Origin of the sequence: Candidatus Sulfotelmatobacter sp., assembly GCA_035504415.1 — a bacterium.
Taxonomy (GTDB): Bacteria; Vulcanimicrobiota; Vulcanimicrobiia; order Vulcanimicrobiales; family Vulcanimicrobiaceae; genus Vulcanimicrobium.
Genome location: DATJRY010000010.1, coordinates 180,238 through 198,402, shown reverse-complemented (window position 1 = coordinate 198,402; position 18,165 = coordinate 180,238). Strand labels below are relative to the sequence as shown.

General features: G+C 69.9%; 16 protein-coding genes, 5 tRNA genes and 1 other RNA gene. 11 read left to right on the top strand and 11 right to left on the bottom strand.

Translation table 11 applies throughout. The features are described from left to right. Positions 1–95: 95 nt before the first annotated feature. From VMD91_05830 to VMD91_05820, 3 genes are read right to left on the bottom strand one after another with little or no spacing between them, the layout of a single operon-like run. Positions 96–1,367 carry an SUMF1/EgtB/PvdO family nonheme iron enzyme gene (locus tag VMD91_05830; protein HTW83567.1) on the bottom strand — a complete coding sequence of 424 codons (1,272 nt, stop codon included), beginning with the start codon at positions 1,365–1,367 and terminating at the stop codon, positions 96–98. Between the two features lie 9 nt (positions 1,368–1,376). Further along, the gene (locus VMD91_05825; protein HTW83566.1) at positions 1,377–4,259 is read right to left on the bottom strand and encodes an EAL domain-containing protein; all 2,883 of its coding nucleotides are present in this window, start codon (positions 4,257–4,259) and stop codon (positions 1,377–1,379) included. Then, a complete protein-coding gene (locus VMD91_05820; GenBank protein HTW83565.1) occupies positions 4,256–5,689 on the bottom strand; it encodes an aldehyde dehydrogenase family protein in 1,434 nt (477 codons plus the stop codon). The genes VMD91_05825 and VMD91_05820 overlap by 4 nt, the downstream gene beginning before the upstream one ends. A gap of 80 nt (positions 5,690–5,769) precedes the next feature. Between VMD91_05820 and VMD91_05815 the strand changes: the two genes are divergently transcribed. From VMD91_05815 to VMD91_05805, 3 genes are read left to right on the top strand one after another with little or no spacing between them, the layout of a single operon-like run. Next, complete coding sequence (locus VMD91_05815) at positions 5,770–7,317, top strand: SpoIIE family protein phosphatase (GenBank protein ID HTW83564.1); 1,548 nt, start codon at positions 5,770–5,772, stop codon at positions 7,315–7,317. Beyond that, complete coding sequence (locus VMD91_05810; protein HTW83563.1) at positions 7,314–7,643, top strand: STAS domain-containing protein; 330 nt, start codon at positions 7,314–7,316, stop codon at positions 7,641–7,643. Before VMD91_05815 ends, VMD91_05810 begins: the two co-directional genes overlap by 4 nt. Further along, positions 7,640–8,023 carry an ATP-binding protein gene (locus VMD91_05805; protein ID HTW83562.1) on the top strand — a complete coding sequence of 128 codons (384 nt, stop codon included), beginning with the start codon at positions 7,640–7,642 and terminating at the stop codon, positions 8,021–8,023. The genes VMD91_05810 and VMD91_05805 overlap by 4 nt, the downstream gene beginning before the upstream one ends. A gap of 3 nt (positions 8,024–8,026) precedes the next feature. On the opposite strand, the gene deoC is transcribed toward VMD91_05805, so the two are convergent. The 3 genes from deoC to VMD91_05790 all read right to left on the bottom strand — a co-directional run bounded on the left by deoC (position 8,027) and on the right by VMD91_05790 (position 10,486). Then, on the bottom strand, positions 8,027–8,917 hold the full coding sequence (gene deoC / locus VMD91_05800; protein HTW83561.1) for a deoxyribose-phosphate aldolase: 891 nt from the start codon (positions 8,915–8,917) through the stop codon (positions 8,027–8,029). Between the two features lie 88 nt (positions 8,918–9,005). Next, positions 9,006–9,320: a hypothetical protein gene (locus VMD91_05795; protein ID HTW83560.1), complete on the bottom strand. Its 315-nt coding sequence runs from the start codon at positions 9,318–9,320 to the stop codon at positions 9,006–9,008. Between the two features lie 8 nt (positions 9,321–9,328). Then, positions 9,329–10,486 carry a diguanylate cyclase gene (locus tag VMD91_05790; GenBank protein HTW83559.1) on the bottom strand — a complete coding sequence of 386 codons (1,158 nt, stop codon included), beginning with the start codon at positions 10,484–10,486 and terminating at the stop codon, positions 9,329–9,331. 128 nt (positions 10,487–10,614) lie between these two features. On the opposite strand from VMD91_05790, the gene ffs reads away from it, so the two are divergent. The 6 genes from ffs (at position 10,615) to rdgB (ending at position 14,943) form a co-directional block, all read left to right on the top strand. Further along, positions 10,615–10,713: signal recognition particle sRNA small type (gene ffs / locus VMD91_05785), an RNA gene on the top strand. Positions 10,714–10,733: 20 nt separating this feature from the next. After that, the gene (locus VMD91_05780; GenBank protein HTW83558.1) at positions 10,734–11,225 is read left to right on the top strand and encodes a DUF4446 family protein; all 492 of its coding nucleotides are present in this window, start codon (positions 10,734–10,736) and stop codon (positions 11,223–11,225) included. Further along, complete coding sequence (locus tag VMD91_05775) at positions 11,222–12,172, top strand: peptidoglycan DD-metalloendopeptidase family protein (GenBank protein HTW83557.1); 951 nt, start codon at positions 11,222–11,224, stop codon at positions 12,170–12,172. Before VMD91_05780 ends, VMD91_05775 begins: the two co-directional genes overlap by 4 nt. Positions 12,173–12,177: 5 nt before the next feature. Then, entirely contained in the window at positions 12,178–12,447 is a 270-nt protein-coding gene (locus VMD91_05770) for a YggT family protein (GenBank protein HTW83556.1), read from the top strand. 4 nt (positions 12,448–12,451) lie between these two features. Continuing rightward, positions 12,452–14,278, top strand: a complete 1,827-nt coding sequence (lepA, locus tag VMD91_05765; GenBank protein HTW83555.1) for a translation elongation factor 4 — start codon at positions 12,452–12,454, stop codon at positions 14,276–14,278. Between the two features lie 56 nt (positions 14,279–14,334). After that, the gene (gene rdgB / locus VMD91_05760) at positions 14,335–14,943 is read left to right on the top strand and encodes an RdgB/HAM1 family non-canonical purine NTP pyrophosphatase (protein HTW83554.1); all 609 of its coding nucleotides are present in this window, start codon (positions 14,335–14,337) and stop codon (positions 14,941–14,943) included. Positions 14,944–14,988: 45 nt separating this feature from the next. On the opposite strand, the gene VMD91_05755 is transcribed toward rdgB, so the two are convergent. The 3 genes from VMD91_05755 to VMD91_05745 all read right to left on the bottom strand — a co-directional run bounded on the left by VMD91_05755 (position 14,989) and on the right by VMD91_05745 (position 15,307). Next, positions 14,989–15,063: transfer RNA gene (locus VMD91_05755), tRNA-Lys, on the bottom strand. A 65-nt stretch (positions 15,064–15,128) separates the two neighbouring features. Beyond that, positions 15,129–15,200: transfer RNA gene (locus tag VMD91_05750), tRNA-Lys, on the bottom strand. A gap of 31 nt (positions 15,201–15,231) precedes the next feature. Further along, positions 15,232–15,307 (bottom strand) — tRNA-His (locus VMD91_05745). A 563-nt stretch (positions 15,308–15,870) separates the two neighbouring features. Between VMD91_05745 and VMD91_05740 the strand changes: the two genes are divergently transcribed. Continuing rightward, a complete protein-coding gene (locus VMD91_05740) occupies positions 15,871–16,839 on the top strand; it encodes a hypothetical protein (GenBank protein ID HTW83553.1) in 969 nt (322 codons plus the stop codon). Between the two features lie 9 nt (positions 16,840–16,848). Here VMD91_05740 and VMD91_05735 read toward each other — a convergent pair. Together VMD91_05735 and VMD91_05730 are read right to left on the bottom strand one after the other, a co-directional pair. Continuing rightward, positions 16,849–16,921 (bottom strand) — tRNA-Arg (locus VMD91_05735). A gap of 9 nt (positions 16,922–16,930) precedes the next feature. Continuing rightward, positions 16,931–17,007, bottom strand: a tRNA-Pro gene (locus tag VMD91_05730). 125 nt (positions 17,008–17,132) lie between these two features. Between VMD91_05730 and VMD91_05725 the strand changes: the two genes are divergently transcribed. Further along, positions 17,133–18,134, top strand: coding sequence for a fumarylacetoacetate hydrolase family protein (locus VMD91_05725; GenBank protein ID HTW83552.1), 1,002 nt, complete (start codon positions 17,133–17,135; stop codon positions 18,132–18,134). Positions 18,135–18,165: the final 31 nt, after the last annotated feature.

Genomic DNA, 18,165 nt, shown 5'->3' with positions numbered 1-18,165 from the left:
ACTCGAAGCTGGTATACCAGGGCAAGAGCGAGGCGAGGAGGCCCCCCGATCGGGCAGGTTCCTCGGAGACCGAGCGAGCGTCCGTTTCTCCGTCCTTACCCATACGCCCGCCGAAACGTCGCGTACATGAACTGATAGTCCCGGTAGAACCAGTTCCGGAACGAGCGGCGGACCAGGGTCGCGGCCGTGACCGGCGCGGCGCCCTTCATCACCAGGTGGGCGCCGTCGAAGAAGTCCGTCGAGTAGGGCGGGTAGGAGGCCATCGGCGCGAAGCCGGGTAGCGGGCCGAACGGGGTCGACGTCCACTCCCAGCCGTTGCCGACCAGGTCCTCGACGCCCCAGGCGCTGGCGCCCCCCGGCGAGCTCCCGACGGGCTCGGGGTCGAACCGGCGCCAGCCGAAGTTCCCGTGCCGGGCCGGGTCGGGCTCCGCGTCGCCCCACGGCTGCGGCCGCTCGGCGCCCGCGGGCGTGCCGTACGCGGCGCGATGGTATTCGGGTTCGGTCATGAGCCGGGCGCCGCTCCAGCGAGCGAAGGCGTCGGCCTGCTCCTGCGTACAGTAGACCGGCCACGACGCCGGCAGCGGCAGGTCGTCGAAGACCGCGCGCAGCCACCAGGCGCCATCGCGCCGGAACCAGTTCGGGGGTACCGGTCCGCCGGCGTCGACGAAGGCCAGATAGTCGCCGTTGGTGACGTCGTAGGGGTCGATACCGAACGCGGCGACGTCGACGACGGTCTCCTCGAACTCGTTGTCCCAGCCGAACGGCAGCACGTCGCGGCGTGCGCCCAGGGTTGCGCGTCCGGCCGGAATCGCGATCGGGTCGCGGCGCGGCGGCGCGACGTCGCGATGCGCGGTGCGCGGTCCGCGCTGCTTCGCGCGCTCCAGGCGGTGAATGATGTACGTCAGCGTCTCGTGGTGCATCTCCTCGTGCTCGAGGATGTTGAACGCCGCTTGCCCGCGGACCAGGTTCGGATTGTCGTCGTCTTCGAGCGTCGCGTGCGCGTAGGCGTCGAGCACGGCCGCGTCGCAGGCCGCGCCGAACGCTTCGACCGCCGCGCGCTCCGGCCAGACGGCCCGCTTGTGTTGCGCCGCGAGCGCCGCGTCGCGCGGGTCGATGCCGCGGTTGAAGAGCGTCTCGAGCGCGGCGTCGAGCGAGGGGCGGTGCAGCGCGTCGCGCACCAGCGTGATGTACGCGAACGCGGGCAGGTGTCCGTCGTAGAAGACGAACGGGTGGCGTAACGGAATCGGGGCGTCGGTGTATGCGTCGGGAGCGATCGTCGCGAACAGACCGGCGGTGCGCCGGCGGTTCGCGCGATAGCGGGACGCCATGGCCTCCCGATCGATCAGAGGGGGCGCGAGCGTGTCCACGGCCAGAGCTTACCCGACTGCGCGCCGAATCCCGCGGGCGGCCAGGAACAGGGTCATCGCCCCGGCGTGCATCGGCCGCGCGATCGCGAAGCCCTGAACCCGGTCGCAGCGCTCGCGGCGCAGGAAGGCCAGCTGGTCCTCGGTCTCCACCCCTTCGGCGCAGACCTCGAGCCCGAGGCTATGGGCCATCGCGATCACCGTACGCACGATGGTCGCGTCGTCGGGCTCCGTCATCACGTCGCGCACGAACGATTGGTCGATCTTGAGCGAGTCGAGCGGGAAGCGGCGCAGATACCCCAGCGAGGAATAGCCCGTGCCGAAGTCGTCGACGGCGACGCGCACGCCGGTCCGGCCGAGCTCTTCGAGGATCTGGACCGACAGCGCGGCGTCGCTCATCGCGACCGACTCGGTGATCTCGACCTCCAGCCGGTCGGCGCGCAGACCGGTCCGCGCGAGCACCTCGCCGATCTTCGCCGCCAGCGCGCCTTGGTGGAACTGCCGCCCCGACAGGTTGACGGCCAGCCGCAGCTCCGGCGAGACCGTCTCCCATTCGCGGACGTCGCGGCAGGCCGTCTCCAGCACCCAGTCGCCGAGCCGCACGATCAGGCCGCTCATCTCGGCACTGGGGATGAAGTCGTTGGGCATCACCAAGCCCAGCTCGGGGTGCTGCCAGCGCACCAGCGCCTCGACCGAGACGATCTCGCCGCTGGACAGATCGATCTGCGGCTGATAGTGGATGACGAACTCTTCGCGCTCGAGCGCGCGGCGCAGCGATTTCTCCTGCGAGATGCGGGTGCGCAAGCCCGCGCCCAGCGCCGGCGTGAAGAACTGGTGCGTGTTGCGGCCGCGTTCTTTGGCGCGATACATCGCGACGTCGGCGTGCTTGATGAGCGTGTCGGCGTCGTCGCCGTCGGTCGGGAAGACCGCGATCCCGATCGACGTCGTGACGTATTGCTCGTACCCGTCGAGCAAGATCACTTGGTCGATGGCGGAGACGATGCGCTGCGCGAGTCGGTCCAGCCGCGCCGTCGTCGGGTCGTGCGCGACCAGCACGATGAACTCGTCGCCGCCCATCCGCGCGACCAGTCCTTCGCCCCCCACGACGGTCGTGAGACGGTCGCCGATCTGGCGCAAGAGCCGGTCGCCGAGCGCGTGGCCGAGCGTGTCGTTGATGTCCTTGAACCGGTCGAGGTCGAGGAACATGACCGCGACCCGCGCGCCGTCGACGCGCGCCAGCTCCAGCTCGTCGCGCAGCCGCTCGGTGAACCACGCGCGGTTGGGCAGCGCGGTCAGCGGATCGTTGTAGGCCAGATGCTTGAGGCGCGCCCGCGCGCGACTGCGCTCGATCGCCGAGGCGACCAGCGCGCCCATCAGCTGGACCAGGTCGCGGTCGCTCTCGGTGAACGGCTCGGCGCGCGGCTCGGGGGCGACGAAGCACAGCGAGCCGTACGGCGCACCGCCGACTTCGATCGTCGTGCCGATGTAGGAACCGGGCATCGCGCACTCTTCGTCGAGCTTGGGCAGCTCGCGCAGGTCCTCGATCGCCAGCGCGCCGTCGGTCGCCAGCGCCAACCGGCAGAACGCGGTCGAGATCGGCGTGCCGACGGTGGCCACGCAGCGGTCCGCTTCGGCGTCGTAGAGCGCGCCGCAGGTCAGGTTCAGCAGCCGGCAACCGGCTTCGATGGTCGCCGCAATCTGGTTCTCGGCGGTCGCGTTCGCGGCGGCGGCGACGACGTACAGCTCGCGCAGGCGCGCCGTGTGGGTCGCGACGGCGCGCTCGGCGCGCCGGATCGCGGTCAGGTCGCGCGCGACCAGGTGGACGCCGGCGATCTGCCCGCGCAGCACGATCGGCACCATCGTGGCCAGGATCGGATAGGTCGTGCCGCGCGCCCCGCGGGCCAGCAGCTCGACGCTGGCCGCGCGCCCGTCGGCGGCCCGGCGCAGCACTTCGCTCGCGTCACGCTCGTCGCCGGGGGCGATCAGGTCGACGATCGGCCGCCCCAGCAGCTGCGCTTCGTCGTAGCCGTGGTTGCGCGCCGCCGCGCCGTTGGCGCGGGTGATGATCCCCTCGCGCGTGAGCGCGAACATCGGATCGGGGCTCCAGTCGAACAGCGAGCGAAAGCGCTCTTCGCTCTCCTGCGCCGCGGCGCGCGCCCGCAGCACGTCGCTGACGTCCTCGACCAGCGAGACGATGTGGTAGCCGTCGTGACGGCGGATCGCCGAGTTGAACCAGCGGCAGTCGATGATGCGGCCGTCGCGGGTGCGGTTGCGGTTCTCCGAGACGTTGGAGGTGCCGTCGAGCAGGGCGCGAGCGGCGCCTTCGACCTGCGCCCGATCCTCGTCGAGGACCAGGCCCAGCTCGGCGTACGTCTTGCCGAAGACGTCCTCGAAGCGCCAACCGAACAGCTGGGTCGCGCGCTCCGACCACTCGACGATGCGCAGCTGCGCGTCCCAGCGCACGAACGCCAGCGACCCGTTGTCGGTGTAGGCGCGCAGCTGCGCGTAGGCGAGGTCGAGCTCGGCGCGCACGAAGCCGTCGTCGGTGGGCCAGGTCGCGTCGGCGGCGCGGTGCACCGTCACGCCGACGGCGCTGCCGTCGGGGGTGCGAATCGCGACGATCGTGTACGCTTCGCCGGGGGCGAACGGTTCGAGCCCGGTGCCGGAGGCGCGGCCGTCGGTCAAGGCGCGCGCCATCAGCGGGTCGATCAGGTCGGCGGCGCGCGGCGAGAGCTCGCGCAGCAGCCGCCCGACCGCGGCGTCGCGTGCGAGGCCGAACAGCGCGGCGGCCGGCGTGCTCATCGCGACGACGCGATACTGCGCGTCGACGGCGAAGAGCGCGTCGTACCAGGCGTCGGCCAGCCAAGCCCACCCGTCCACGGCCGCCGTGCTCACGCCGTGAGGTACGGTCGCAGTCCCTCGATGCCGCCTTCGCGGCCGAAGCCGGACTCGCGATAGCCGCCGAACGGCGAGCTGGGATCGAATTGGTTGAAGGTCGAGCACCAGACGACGCCGGCGTGCAAACGCTGCGCGACGTACATCGATTTGGCGCCCTTGTCGGTCCACACCCCGGCCGAGAGCCCGTAGGGCGTGTTGTTGGCCTTCTCGATCGCTTCGTCGGCGGTGCGGAAGGTCATGATCGAGAGGACGGGTCCGAAGATCTCCTCGCGCGCGATGCGGTGCGCTTGCGTGACGCCGGTGAAGAACGCGGCGCGGTGGAACCAGCCGCGGTCGGGCAGCGCGCAGCTCTGCTGCACGAGCGTTGCGCCCTCGTCGATCCCGCTCTGCACCAGCTCGCGGATCTTCGCGTGCTGCGCGGCGGAATTGATGGCGCCGATGTCGGTGTTCTTGTCGAGCGGGTCGCCCAGTCGCAGCGTTTCGATGCGATCGGTCAGGCGTTCGACGATCGTGTCGTGGATCGACTCTTGCACCAGCAGGCGCGAGCCCGCACAACAGACGTGGCCCTGGTTGAAGTAGATGCCGTTGACGATCCCTTCGACGGCTTGGTCCAGCGGAGCGTCGGCGAACACGATGTTGGCGGCCTTGCCGCCCAGCTCGAGGGTCAGCTTCTTGCCGCTCCCGGCCAGCGTGCGCTGGATGATCTTGCCGACCTCGGTCGAGCCGGTGAAGGCGACCTTGGCGACCCCGGGGTGAGCGACCAGCGCCGCCCCGGTCCGGCCGTCTCCGGTGACGACGTTGACCACGCCGGGGGGCAGGTCGGCCTCCTCGCAGATCTCGGCCAGCACGAGCGCGGTCAGCGGCGTCGTCTCGGCCGGCTTGAGGACGATCGTGTTGCCGGTCGCGATCGCCGGGGCGATCTTCCAGGCGGCCATGAGCAGCGGGAAGTTCCAGGGAACGATCGCGCCCACGACCCCCAGCGGCGCCGGATCGGGGACGCCGGGGATCGCATAGCGCAGCTTGTCGGCCCAGCCCGCGTAGTAGAAGAAGTGCGCCGCGGCCTGCGGCAGGTCGAAGTCGCGCGACTCCTTGATCGGCTTGCCGCCGTCCATCGACTCGAGCACCGCCAGTTCGCGCGAGCGCTCGGTCAGTGCCCGAGCGATGCGATAGGCGTATTTGGCCCGGTCGGCGGGACGCATCGGCCGCCAGTAGCGCTCGAACGCTTCGCGCGCGGCGGCGACGGCGCGGTCGACGTCGGCGGCGGTGCCGACGGCCACGCGGGCCAGCTCCGCCTCGGTCGCCGGGTTGACCGTCGCGAAGGTCTCCTCGTCCGACGAGCGCACCCAGCGCCCGCCGATGAAGTGGTCGTAGCGCTCCCGGAGACGGACCGGTGCGGTTTCGGGCGAAGGAGCGTAGGCGAGGGCCATGTCGCGTAGGAGTTCGCCGCCGAGCGCAGCGACCCCGCGCGCGGAGGGAGTCGACCCGGCCGGCGCAAATGCGCGTCGGAATGTCGCGCTACGAGATGTCGCGCACGTCGGCACGCCCGCTTGCGGTAACGGCGCTGCTGCTCATTGTCGTCGTCCCGATCTTGATCGGCGGGGGCGCCCTCGTGCGGCAGCTGGTCGACCGGGGCTTCGGCGCGGAGCTGCGCGTGCATCAGGCCCAACTCGACCTGGGCTCGGTGCTCAACGCGCAGCTCGACGAAGAGACCGGGGTTCGCGGCTACGCGGCGACCGGCAATCGCCTCTTTCTCGCGCCGTATCAGCACGGCCGCGACGACTTCGCGGGCAGCATGGCGGCGGTCGAGCGCGACGCGGCTGCGCTGCAGCTCGACGATCGCACGGCGATCGCCGACATGCGCGCGACGAACCAGCGGTGGCAGCGTCTGGTGGCGGAGCCCTTGCTGCGCAACGCGCGCGACGGCGACGTGATCCAACTGCACGGCAAGGCGCTGATCGACCGTTTCCGGCTCGACGCCGACCGGGTCGATACGATGATCGCGGCCCGGCAAGCGCTGCAAGACGCCTCGACCCGCGCAGCGATCGATCGCATCAACCTGCTGGTGCTGGTCGCGGTCGTCGCGGTCTCGCTGGCCGCGCTCGGTTTCGGGATCGTGCAGACGCGCACCGTCCAGCGCCTGGAGGCCGAAGAGCGGCTGGCCGGCGAGCTGCGTGTCGCCTACGAGACGGAACGGCGGGTCGCCGAGACGCTGCAGGACGCGTTCTTGCAGCGGCCGCTGCCGACGACGGCCTCGGTCAGCTTCAGCGCGACCTACGTGCCCGCCAGCGAGGAAGCCAAGGTGGGCGGCGACTGGTACGACGGCGTCGAGCTCTCCCGCGGCCGGGTCATGTTCGTCATCGGCGACGTCGCCGGCCACGGGCTCGAGGCGGCCGTCGCGATGAACCGGACGCGTCAAGCGTTGGTGCAGGCCGCCGTGCTCGACGCCGATCCGGCCAGCCTGTTGTCGCGCGTCAACGCCGAGCTGATGCGCGACCGTTCGCGCATGGTGACCGCCGTGTGCGGCTACGCCGACTCGCAGAACTACGTCTTCACCTACGCGACCGCCGGTCATCCGCCGCCGGTGCTCGTCGAGCCGGGTCGCGCGCCGCGGCTGCTCGAGTTCGGCGGCCTGCCGCTGGCGGTAATGGACTCCGCGGTCTATCGCAGTCACAGCGTCCAGACGCTGCCCGGCGCGATGCTGGTGCTCTACACCGACGGCGCCGTCGAGCATTCGCGCGACGTGTTCGAGGGCGAGCAGCGGCTGCTCGAGGCCGTCGCCAGCGTCTGCGGCGGCGACCCGGTGGAGCACGTCGCGGCGGCGATCCACGCGCGCATCTTCGACGGCCGCGCGGTCGGCGACGACGTGGCGATCCTGACGGTCAGCTTCGCCGCGCCCGGCGACATGCGCACCGGCGACCGGGATGCGTCGCGCATCGTCGCCGAGGGCACGCGCGGCGGCTCGGCGTCGATCGGCGGCACCATCGTCTCGCTGTACGACCGGGTCCGGCGGCGCCGGCCGCCGGGCGTTTCCGAGCCGCGGAGGATCGCGTCGTGAGCCCACAATCGTCGCTGACCGTGCTCAAATTGACCGGCGAGCTCGACATCGCGCAACGCGAAGCGGTGCAGGCCGCCCTCCAGCTCGACGCGGGCGGCGGCCCCGTGCTGATCGATCTGAGCGAGGTCTCCTACGCCGACTCGACGGTCATCAGCCAGCTGCTGCGATTCCGCAACGAGGCCGAAGCCCGCGGCCGCAAGATCGCACTGCTGATCGGCAGCCCGCAATTCCGGCGTCTGCTGCAATACGCGGGCTTGGGCGACGCGTTCGCGGTGTTCGACGACCGCGGGCGCGCGCTGACGTTCTTGGCGGGAGGGCCGGCGTGACGCGCGGTTCGGAGCTGCGGGTGCTGTGCACGGCCACCGTGCAGGCGCCGCGGCCGCTGCGCGGCGCCTTGGCGGCGTTCCTGCGCGCGCTCGAGGTCGAGCAGATCGTCAGCGAGGACATCCTGGTCGCGGTCGGCGAGGCGCTGGCGAACTCGGTCGAGCACGCCTATCCCGGCGAACCCGGAACGGTGGAGCTGCACGCGCTGGCCGAGGACGAAGCGACGCTCCAGGTCGACGTGCGCGACCGCGGCGTGTTCACCGAGCGCGCGCGGCATCCCGATCGCGGGTTGGGGCTGCAGATCGTGCGCGCGATCGCGCGCGAGGTGCGCATCGAGCGGAACGGCGGGACGCGCATCTCGATGACGTTCGACGCGCGCTAGCGGTCAGTCTTTGGCGACGTAGTCGAGCGAGCCGTAGCGTCCGGTCGCGAGCTTCTCGCGCTGCAGCAGCAGGTCGTCGAGCAGCGCCGACGCGCCGATGCGGAACAGATCGGGCGAGAGCCACGCGCCGCCCAGCGTCTCGTCGATGAGCACGAGGTACGCGATGGCCGTCTTGGTGTTGCGCACACCGCCGGCGACCTTCAAGCCACGGCGCAGACCGGTACGGCGGTGGAAGTCGCGCAACGCCTCGGCCATCACCAGCGCCGTCGGCAGCGTCGCCGAGGTGCCGATCTTGCCGGTCGAGGTCTTGATGACGTCGGCGCCCGCGTCGAGCGCGAGATCCGAGGCGCGCCGGATCGCGTCGTACGAGCCCAGCTCGCCGGTTTCGAGGATGACCTTGAGGTGCACGTCGCCGCACAGCGCTTTGACGGCGGCGACTTCCTCGACCAGGCGCGCCTCGTCGCCGGCCAAGAACGCGCCGCGATCGATCACCATGTCGATCTCGTCGGCACCGGACGCGAGGGCCGCCTCGGTGTCGCGCAGCTTGACGTCGAGCGAGGAGAGGCCGCTGGGAAACGCGGTCGCGACCGAGGCCACCAGCACGCCGGTCCCGCGCAGCGCGTCCTTCGCGACGGCCACCAGGTTCGGGTAGACGCAGACCGCGGCGACGCGTGGCGCGCCCGGTGCCGGCAGCGCGGCCTTGGCGCACAGCGAGCGCACGCGTCCGGGCGAGTCGCGCCCTTCCAGGGTGGTCAGATCGATGCAGCGGATGGCCAGGTCGATCGCCGCCAGCTTGGCTTCGTTCTTGATCGAGCGTTTGGTGAAGCCGGCCGCGCGCGCTTCGAGCATCACCGCGTCGACGGTCGGCGACGCGGATGCAAAGGTAACGGTCACCAGACGAAGTTCGCCTCTCCGGCGATAACGCCCCGTGCGGACCGCAGCGCAGCGAGGACCGCCACGGCTTCGGCGGAGCCGAAGCCGGCTAGGCGGCGCCGTCCCAGATCGAGGTCAGCCGGCGCGAGAGCGTCTCGTCGCGCGGCTGCAGTCCCGTTCCCGAGCAGACTCGGCAAGCGACCGGAGCACACTCGGTACAGGTCCCGCTGCCGGCGCAGTGCCGGCAGTCGTCTTCGGGCGAGCGGCGGCGGCGGCGCGGGCGCGGCAGCTCCCAGCGCAGGGCGGCGCGGCGCCGCTGCTCGGCCCGGTAGAGTTCGGACTCCTTGAGCACGGCGTAGACGCCCAGCACGGAGATGCAGGCGAGTGCGCCGACCATGAAGTCGGCGAACGTGCGATCCCTCATTGGCTTCGTTATCGGAGTCCGGGATCGGGAGTTGAGGCGCCGACGTCGCCGGCCACGACGCGGTCGCGGCCCTCTTCCTTGGCGCGGTAGAGCGCGCGGTCGGCGGCGGTCAGCAGCTGCTCGGGCGTCAGCGCCCGGGTCGGCCGGACCGATGCCGCGCCGATGCTCACGGTGATGATCCCCGCCACCACCGCCGGATACGGGATCGCCAGGGCACGCACGTTGTGCCGCACGCGCTCCCCGATCGCGCGCGCCGACTCGAGGTCGGCCAACGGGAGCACCGCGGCGAACTCTTCGCCGCCGTAGCGCGCGGCCGCGTCATCGGGCCGCAGCGCGGCGTCTTGCACCGCCCGCGCGACGCGCCGCAGCACCTCGTCGCCGGCCTGGTGACCGTAGCCGTCGTTGTAGCGCTTGAAGTGATCGACGTCGATCATCAGCACGCCGAGCGGGAGGTGCGCGCGCCGCGCGCGTTCCCATGCCTCGCGCAAGACGGAGTCGAACGAACGGCGGTTCGGGATGCCGGTCAAGCCGTCGAGCGCGACCAGCGCGGTGACGGCGCGGCCGCGGTCGGCCAACGCGAGCGCGAACAGCAGCGCCTGCAAGGCGAGGCCCCCGTCGAAGGCGGCGCTCAAGTCCAGCCCGTGCAGCAGCGGGCCCCAATGGTTGGTGTCGTCGATCGCGACGCCCACGGCGAGAAAGGCGAAGGCGAGCAAATAGAAGCGCGCCGGTCGAAAGCCTTCGGCGCGCGCCGAGATGCCGCGCGCGACCAGCAACACGATCAGGGCCGCTTGCGCGACGTCGCCGAACGCGTCGCGCAGACCGTGCGGCGGCGCGCCGGCGGCGACGAACGGCGCGGCCCCGGCGGCCAAGAGCACCGGCACGGTCAGCACGTCGAAGCCGCGCATGGTTCGCCGCACGCCCAGGAACGCACGGCAGAAGCCCGTCAGCGTCAGCCAGTAGAGCGAGAGCGAGGTCGCCGAGACCAGCTCGGGCGCGGGGAAGTTGGCGCCGGCCGCGACCGAGGTGACGCCGACCAGCGCGAACATCGCAGCCGCATACCAGCCGAACGGCGCATCACGTGCGACCAGGTAGAGGAGGGCATTGAACGCGCCGATGGCGACGAAGAAGCCCAAGAAGAACGCGGCGGAGCTCGGTAGGAGCGGCACGTACGGTCGGTATACCCGGAGGTTGGCCGCTCCCCCCGCGGCTGCACGAGGCGTGCAGCGGAGGGGCTGCGATCGAAGGGGTTCCCGAACCCGGCGTCAATCGGTATGATGAGCGGAGCCTCGACGAGGGTTGGGCCTCGCGCAACGGCAACCCGTGAACCCCGCCAGGCCCGGAAGGGAGCAACGGTAAGCGGACCTTCCCGTGTGCCGCGAGCCACCTGGCCCTCGTCCTGGTTTTTTCTTTGCGATGCAGCAACTCATCACGGCCCTGCTCGTGGGTTTGGGCAGCGCGCTCCTCGTGACGGGCGGATATCATCTGCTCGTCCTCGGACCGCGCTTGCGCCGCCTCACGGCCACACTCGACACGCACGACGCTATGCTCGGCGGTGGCGCCAGCCGCGCAACCGACCGCCTTACCGCGCTGGAGCGTGAGGCGGCTGCACAGACGGCTGCTCGGGCCGCCGAGCTGGCGAGGATCGACGCGCTCGAGCGGATCGCGCGCAGCGAGGTCCCGCGGGTCGGCTTCGTGCGCTACAACGCCTTCAGCGACGTCGGGAGCGACCTCTCGTACGCGCTCGCTCTGCTCAACCGAGACGGCGACGGGGTGGTGCTCAGCAGCATCTGGTCGCGCGAGGAGACGCGCACCTACGGCAAGGCGGTGACGGCGTTCAAGCCGGCCCAAGACCCTTCAGAAGAAGAGCTGGCCGCAATCGCCAAAGCTCGGACTGCCGCGACGTGAACCAGACCAAGTCGACCAAGTCGACCTTCCTGATCAAGATCATCCCGCCGACGGGCTACTCCGTCTATCGGCTGGCTTTCACGCGCCGCCACCTTGCGCTGGCGGCGGCGGCGCTGATCGCGGTCGTGCTGGGTGCGATCGGCGTGCACACCTACGAGCTGCACGTCGCCGAGGTCGACGTGCGCACGCTGCAGGGCGTCACCACCGCGCAGCAAGCGCAGCTGCAGAATCTCGACAAGCAGGCCGACGCGCTGGCGACGCAGCTGCGCACGGTGCAGCACGAGAACGCCGAGATCAAGCGGCTGATGGGCGTCGGCCCGAGCGCGCGCAAACCGCACGCGATGGCCCCGGCGCGCCCGGGCGCGGGTGCGAACCTCGCCAGCGTGCAGTCGCGGCTGCGCCAGCTGGCCTCGCAGAGCGCGGCGACGCAGCGCGACGCGCGGGCGCTGCAAGCGCTGGCGCTGCGCGTGCTCAACGTGCGCCGGCTGGCCTCGCTGGCCCGCGACCGCATGATCGCTTCGATTCCCTCGCTCATGCCGGTTCAGGGCGCGCGGATCGCGAGCGGCTTCGGCTGGCGCAGCACGCCGTGGCCCGAGTACCACCAAGGCGTCGACCTGGCGGTCGATTACGGGACGATGGTGCGAGCGGCCGCGGCCGGAACGGTCGTCACGGCCGGCTGGGACGGCGGCTTCGGGATCAAGGTCGCGATCGACCACGGCAACGGCTACCAGACCTGGTACGGCCACCTCTCGCGCACGATCGTCACCGTCGGCGAGCACATCACCAAGGGCGCGCCGATCGCGTACACCGGCTCGACCGGCGAGTCGACCGGGCCGCACCTGCACTATCAGGTGATGTACGAGGGACATGCGATCGACCCGGCACCGTTCCTCAACGGCGTCCCGCCGCACGTCCTGGCGACACTTCCCGACGGGTCGGGCGTATAAGCAACGTGCTCACTTGTCAGCTGTGGTCGGTCCTCGACGTCCTCTTCAAGCTCTACTTGCTCGTGCTGTTCGTGTACGCGCTGCTCTCGTGGGTGCCGAGCCTGCGCGGCCGCTGGAGCGACTACCTCGCGATGCTGGTCGAACCCGTGATCACGCCGGTACGCCGCGTCATCCCGCCGATGGGAGGACTCGATCTCTCGTTCCTGGTGGTGATGCTGGTCATCTTGCTGGTCGAGAACGGGATCGTCAGCCCGCAGGCCCACGCGTGCTTCTGAGCCCGTGACCCAGCCCGACGCCGCGGTCGGCGTGGACGCGTCCCGTGTCCGCAACTTCTGCATCATCGCGCACATCGATCACGGCAAGACGACGCTGAGCGACCGTCTGTTGGAGTTCACCTCGACGATCGCGCAGCGCGACATCGAAGAGCAGATGCTCGACGCGATGGATCTCGAGCGCGAGCGCGGGATCACGATCAAGATGCACCCCGTCACGCTGACCTACACGGCGCACGACGGGAACACGTACGAGCTGAACTTCATCGACACGCCCGGCCACGTCGACTTCTCGAGCGAAGTCTCGCGTTCGCTGCAGGCCTGCGAGGGCGCGCTGCTGGTCATCGACGCCGCGCAAGGCATCGAAGCGCAGACGCTGGCCAACTACCACCTCGCGCTGGCGCAGAACCTGACCATCATCCCGGTCATCAACAAGATCGACCTGCCGGCAGCGGACGTCGAGCGGGTCAAGGGCGAGATCGAGGAGATGCTGGTCATCGAGGGCTCCGAGGCGATCCCCGCGTCGGCCAAGGAAGGGATCGGGATCGAGGAGATCCTCGAGGCCATCGTCACCCGCATCCCGCCGCCGCGCGGCACCGAGCAGAAACTGCGCGGGCTGATCTTCGACGCGCAGTTCGACACCTATCGCGGCGTCGTCGCGTACGTGCGCGTCGTCGACGGCGAGCTGAAAGTCGGCTCGCGCTTCATGTCGATGGCGCACCGGCGCGTCTACGAGGCGACCGAGGTCGGCGTCTTCAAGCCCGAGATGCGTAAGACCGGCAGCCTGAGCGCGGGCAGCGTCGGCTACGTGATCGCCAACATCAAGTCGCTGGGCGAGCTCGACGTCGGCGACACGATCACGCTGGCCGCCGATCCGGCCTCCGAGCCGCTGCCCGGCTACAAGCCGATCGTCCCGATGGTCTACTGCGGCTTGTACCCGAACGAGGGCGTCGAGGTCTCCGAGCTGCGCGACGCGCTCGAGAAGCTCGCCCTCAACGACTCGGCCCTGCACTTCGAGCCGGAGTCCTCGATCGCGCTGGGCTTCGGGTTCCGCTGCGGCTTTCTGGGCCTGCTCCACATGGAGATCGTCCAGGAGCGGCTGGAGCGCAACTTCAACCTCGACCTGATCGCGACGTCGCCGTCGGTCGTGTTCCGGGTGACGATGACGGACGGGACGGTCGAGACGATCGACAACCCGGCGAAGCTGCCGCCGCGCGACAAGATCGCCGTGATGGAAGAACCGTACGTCAAGGCGACCGTCATCACGCCGCCCGAGTACGTCGGCACGATCATGGAGCTGACCCAGAACCGCCGTGGCGCGCTGGGCAACATGGAGTACCTCCACGACGGCCGGGTGATCCTGACCTACGACATGCCGCTGGCCGAGGTCATCGTCGACTACTTCGATCAGCTCAAGAGCCGCACCAAGGGCTACGCCTCGCTCGACTACGAGCTGGCGGGCTACAAAGAGGGCGACCTGGTCAAGCTGGAGATCTTGCTCAACGGCGAGCCGGTCGACGCGCTCTCGTTCATCGTCGCGCGCGACAAGGCCGCCTCGCGCGGGCGCGCGCTGACGGAGAAGCTCAAGGAGCTGATCCCGCGCCAGATGTTCGACGTCCCGATCCAGGCCGCGATCGGCGGCAAGATCGTCGCCCGCGAGACGGTCAGCGCGATGCGCAAGAACGTCCTGGCCAAGTGCTACGGCGGCGACATCACCCGCAAGCGCAAGCTGCTCGAGAAGCAGAAGGCCGGCAAGGAGCGGATGAAGCGCGTCGGCCGCGTCGACTTGCCGCAGGAAGCCTTCATGGCCGTGCTGCGGCTCGACGAATCGTAGTCGTCGGGACAGTCGTCCGGACGGTGATCGCGGGTCCGATCGCGTAGAATCGGGTCATGCGCGTCTACGTCGCGACGACCAACTTCGGCAAGCTCCGCGAGATGGAATCCCTTTTCACCGACGCGGGCTTCGAGTTGGCCACGTACGGTGATTACGAGGATCCGATCGAAGGCGACGTCTCGTACGCCGAGAACGCGGCGCTCAAGGCGCGCGCACTCTCCGCGCAGCTCGCCCGGGCAGGCCGGCCGGCCAACGTGCTGGCCGACGACTCCGGACTCGAGGTCTACGCGCTGGACCGCCGGCCCGGCGTGCTGACGGCGTACTACGGCGGCGCCGAAGTGTCGTGGGGCGAGCGGCGCAAGAAGCTGCTGGCCGAGCTCGCGGACGCGCCGCACGGGTTGACCGACCGCCGCGCGCGGTTCGTCAGCGCGCTGCACTTCATCGACGATCAGGGCCGCGAGTTCGCGGCGATGGGGACGGTCGACGGCGCGATCGCGCCCGAGGAGCGCGGCGAGGCCGGCTTCTCGTTCGATCCGGTATTCCTGTATCCACCGACGGGGAAGACGTTCGCCGAGATGCGCGGCGACGAGAAGAACCGGGTCAGCCACCGCGCGATCGCGGCGGCGGCGCTGGTCGCCGCCCTCAGCCGCGCCGGCGTCGGCTGAAAAGCGGCGGCGGCCGGGTCTCTCGACCTCGGCCGCCGTCGGGACTGGTGCACCGCGTAGGACTCGAACCTACAACCAATTGATTAAGAGTCAACTGCTCTACCATTGAGCTAGCGGTGCGAACGATACAGTAGGTTACCGGGCAGGTCGGGGTTCGTCAAGCACCTCGGAGTTGTTGGGGCAATTGCGCCCGGATGGGATCGAACCATCGACCAACCGCTTAAAAGGCGGATGCTCTACCACTGAGCTACGGGCGCGTCCCGCCGGAGGAGCCGCGCAAGCGAGTTTTGGGGTGACTGACGGGGCATGATCCCGCGGCCTCTCGAGTCACAGTCGAGCGCTCTACCAGCTGAGCTACAGTCACCGCGACACGCGCGACCCGACTAGGATCGACATGGTGGACACGGTTTCCTGCCCCAAAGTTGCACCATCGTACGCCGCCGATGACAGTTCGCGCAACGCACCTCGCACTTCCCGATCTCCGTAGAGAGGCGGTCCACGCGAGCGGCCTCGTGCGCCAAGGTGGTAACGTCGCGTATCTTGACGCCGCGGACGTGGTCGAACTCGAGTACGAGCGGATCCGTGATGCCGCAGTCGACGCACGGATGCGTTGCGAGATAAGCGTCGAGGATCGCGCGATTGCGAGCTCGCACCAACGCGACGCGTCGCCGCTTCTCGGCGTTGTAGCGGACACGGTGGCGACGCGCGTACGCGTTCGCATAGGCGCGGCGACAGTGGACACAGATCGTGTGCCGGCGGCCCGTCCTCCGGTCGCGAATCCCGTAGTCCTCGTCCTGCCGCTGTTCGCGACAGTGACCGCAAATGCGCATGTTTTATTGTCGCGCTCGACGATGCCAACGGGGTGGCATCCTGCAATCCCAGGGTGTCGCAAGGACGGCCGGTTCGCGGCCCGAAGCGCCGCGAACGATGAGCGCGCACGCACGCGTGGAGACCGTTCGCGGTCCGGTCGACGTCGATCGGCTTGGGACGACGCTGATGCACGAACACGTCTTCGTCCTCAACGAGGAGATCCGCCAGAACTATCCGGGTTACTGGGACGAAGAAGAGCGGGTGCGCGACGCGGTCCGGAAGCTGCGCGACCTCGCATCGCGCGGCGTCGACACGATCGTCGATCCGACCGTGATCGGCCTGGGCCGGTATATCCCGCGCATCGCGCGCATCAACGCCGAGGTCGACCTGAACATCATCGTCGCGACCGGGCTCTACACCTACGACGAGGTTCCGTTCGCGTTCCACCTGGTCGGCCCCGGGCTGCCCTACGGCGGCGAGGAGCCGCTGGTCGAGATGTTCGTGCACGACATCCGCGAGGGCATCGCCGACACCGGCGTCAAGGCCGCCTTTCTCAAGTGCGTGATCGAACGGCGAGGCTTGACGCGCGGCGTCGAGCGCGTGATGCGCGCGGTCGCGGCGGCACACCGCGAGACGGGTGCGCCGATCACGGTGCACACCAACGTCCACACGCGCTCGGGCCTGGAAGCGCAGCGCGTCTTCCGCGAAGAGGGCGTCGACCTGACCAAGGTCGTCATCGGTCACAGCGGCGACTCGACGGACCTGGCCTATCTGACCGAGCTCGCCGACGCGGGCTCGTACCTGGGGATGGACCGGTTCGGGATCGATCGGCTGCTGCCGTTCGAGCAGCGCGTCGACACGGTCGCCGAGCTGTGCCGGCGCGGCTACGCGGAGCGCATGGTCCTCTCGCAGGACGCCGCGTGCTTCATCGACTGGATGCCGGCCGCCCAGCGCGAGGCGGCGATGCCGCGCTGGACCTACGTGCACATCCACGACGACGTGCTGCCGGCGCTGCGCGAGCGCGGCGTTACCGAGGCGCAGATCGCGACGATGCTGGTCGAGAACCCGCGCCGGTACTTCAGCTGACGACCGTCGTACGCCGGGAGGGAATCGAACCCCCATCGTTCCGCTTAGAAGGCGGATGCCTTATCCGTTAGACCACCGGCGCGAGCGGACATGGTCGGGACGACAGGATTTGAACCTGCGACTTCTTGCTCCCAAAGCAAGCGCTCTACCAAGCTGAGCTACGTCCCGCGACCGGCCCATCGTACCACGCGGCGCCAACCGAGCGCCGCGGGCCGGAATCGCTCTGGTATGCCAGGGCCCACACGACGAGCAGAGAAGCCCCCGACGCTCATCACTGGAGGGGAATTGCAGTCATGAAGCCTTCTCGCGGAACATTTCTCGCCGGCGCCGCCGGCTCGCTCGCGGCGGCCGCCGCGGCGCCCACCCTGGCCGCGATGGCCGGCCCCGACGAGGTCGCCGCGGCGACCCGCGGCCTGACCCTGACCACCTTGCGCGACCACGGCGTCGACCACGTCGGCGTGCGGACCTCGCGCGGGATCGTCGACGTCGCGGCGGCCGCGGCGGCGCTCGGCGTCACCGACCCGCCGCGCACCGTCGACGACGTGATCGCCGGCCGCGGCAACGTCGGCGCCCTGCAGCGCATCGCGGCGAACGCACCGGCCAGCGCGCTGCGCTCGGAGAGCACGGCCGAGTTCGGCCCGCTGGTCGGCAGCCCGCCGAAGATCGTCTGCGTCGGCCTGAACTACCGCGCGCACTTGGCGGAGACGGGCGAAAAGCTGCCGCCCTATCCCGATCTGTTCAACAAGTTCAACACCGCGCTCAACCGCCACAAGGGCACGGTCGCCGTCAGCCATCTGCCCGTCTCGCAGTTCGACTACGAGTCCGAGCTGGTCGTCTACATCGGCAAGACGGCGCAGAACGTGCCGGAAGCGCAAGCGCTGAACTACGTCTTCGGCTACTCGTGCGGCCACGATTTCACCGCGCGCGACGCGCAGATGCGCGTGTCGCAGTGGATGACCGGCAAGACGCCCGATCAGTTCGCGCCGCTCGGGCCGTGGCTGGTCACCGCCGATCAGATCCCCGATCCGCAGACGCTGCAGATCCAGACGTTCGTCAACGACGAGACGACGCCGCGCCAGAACATGAACACCTCGCTGATGATCTTCAACGTCGCGCACATCATCAGCTACACCTCGCAGTTCGTCACGCTGCAGCCGGGCGACATCATCTTCACCGGCACGCCCAGCGGCGTGATCCTCGGCTATCCCAAGGACAAGCAGGTCTGGCTCAAGCCGGGCGATCGCGTGCGCACGTCGATCTCGAAGCTCGGCGAGCTCCACTTCAGCCTCGTGTGAAGGCCGCGCCCCGGGCGGTGTCCTCGCCGCT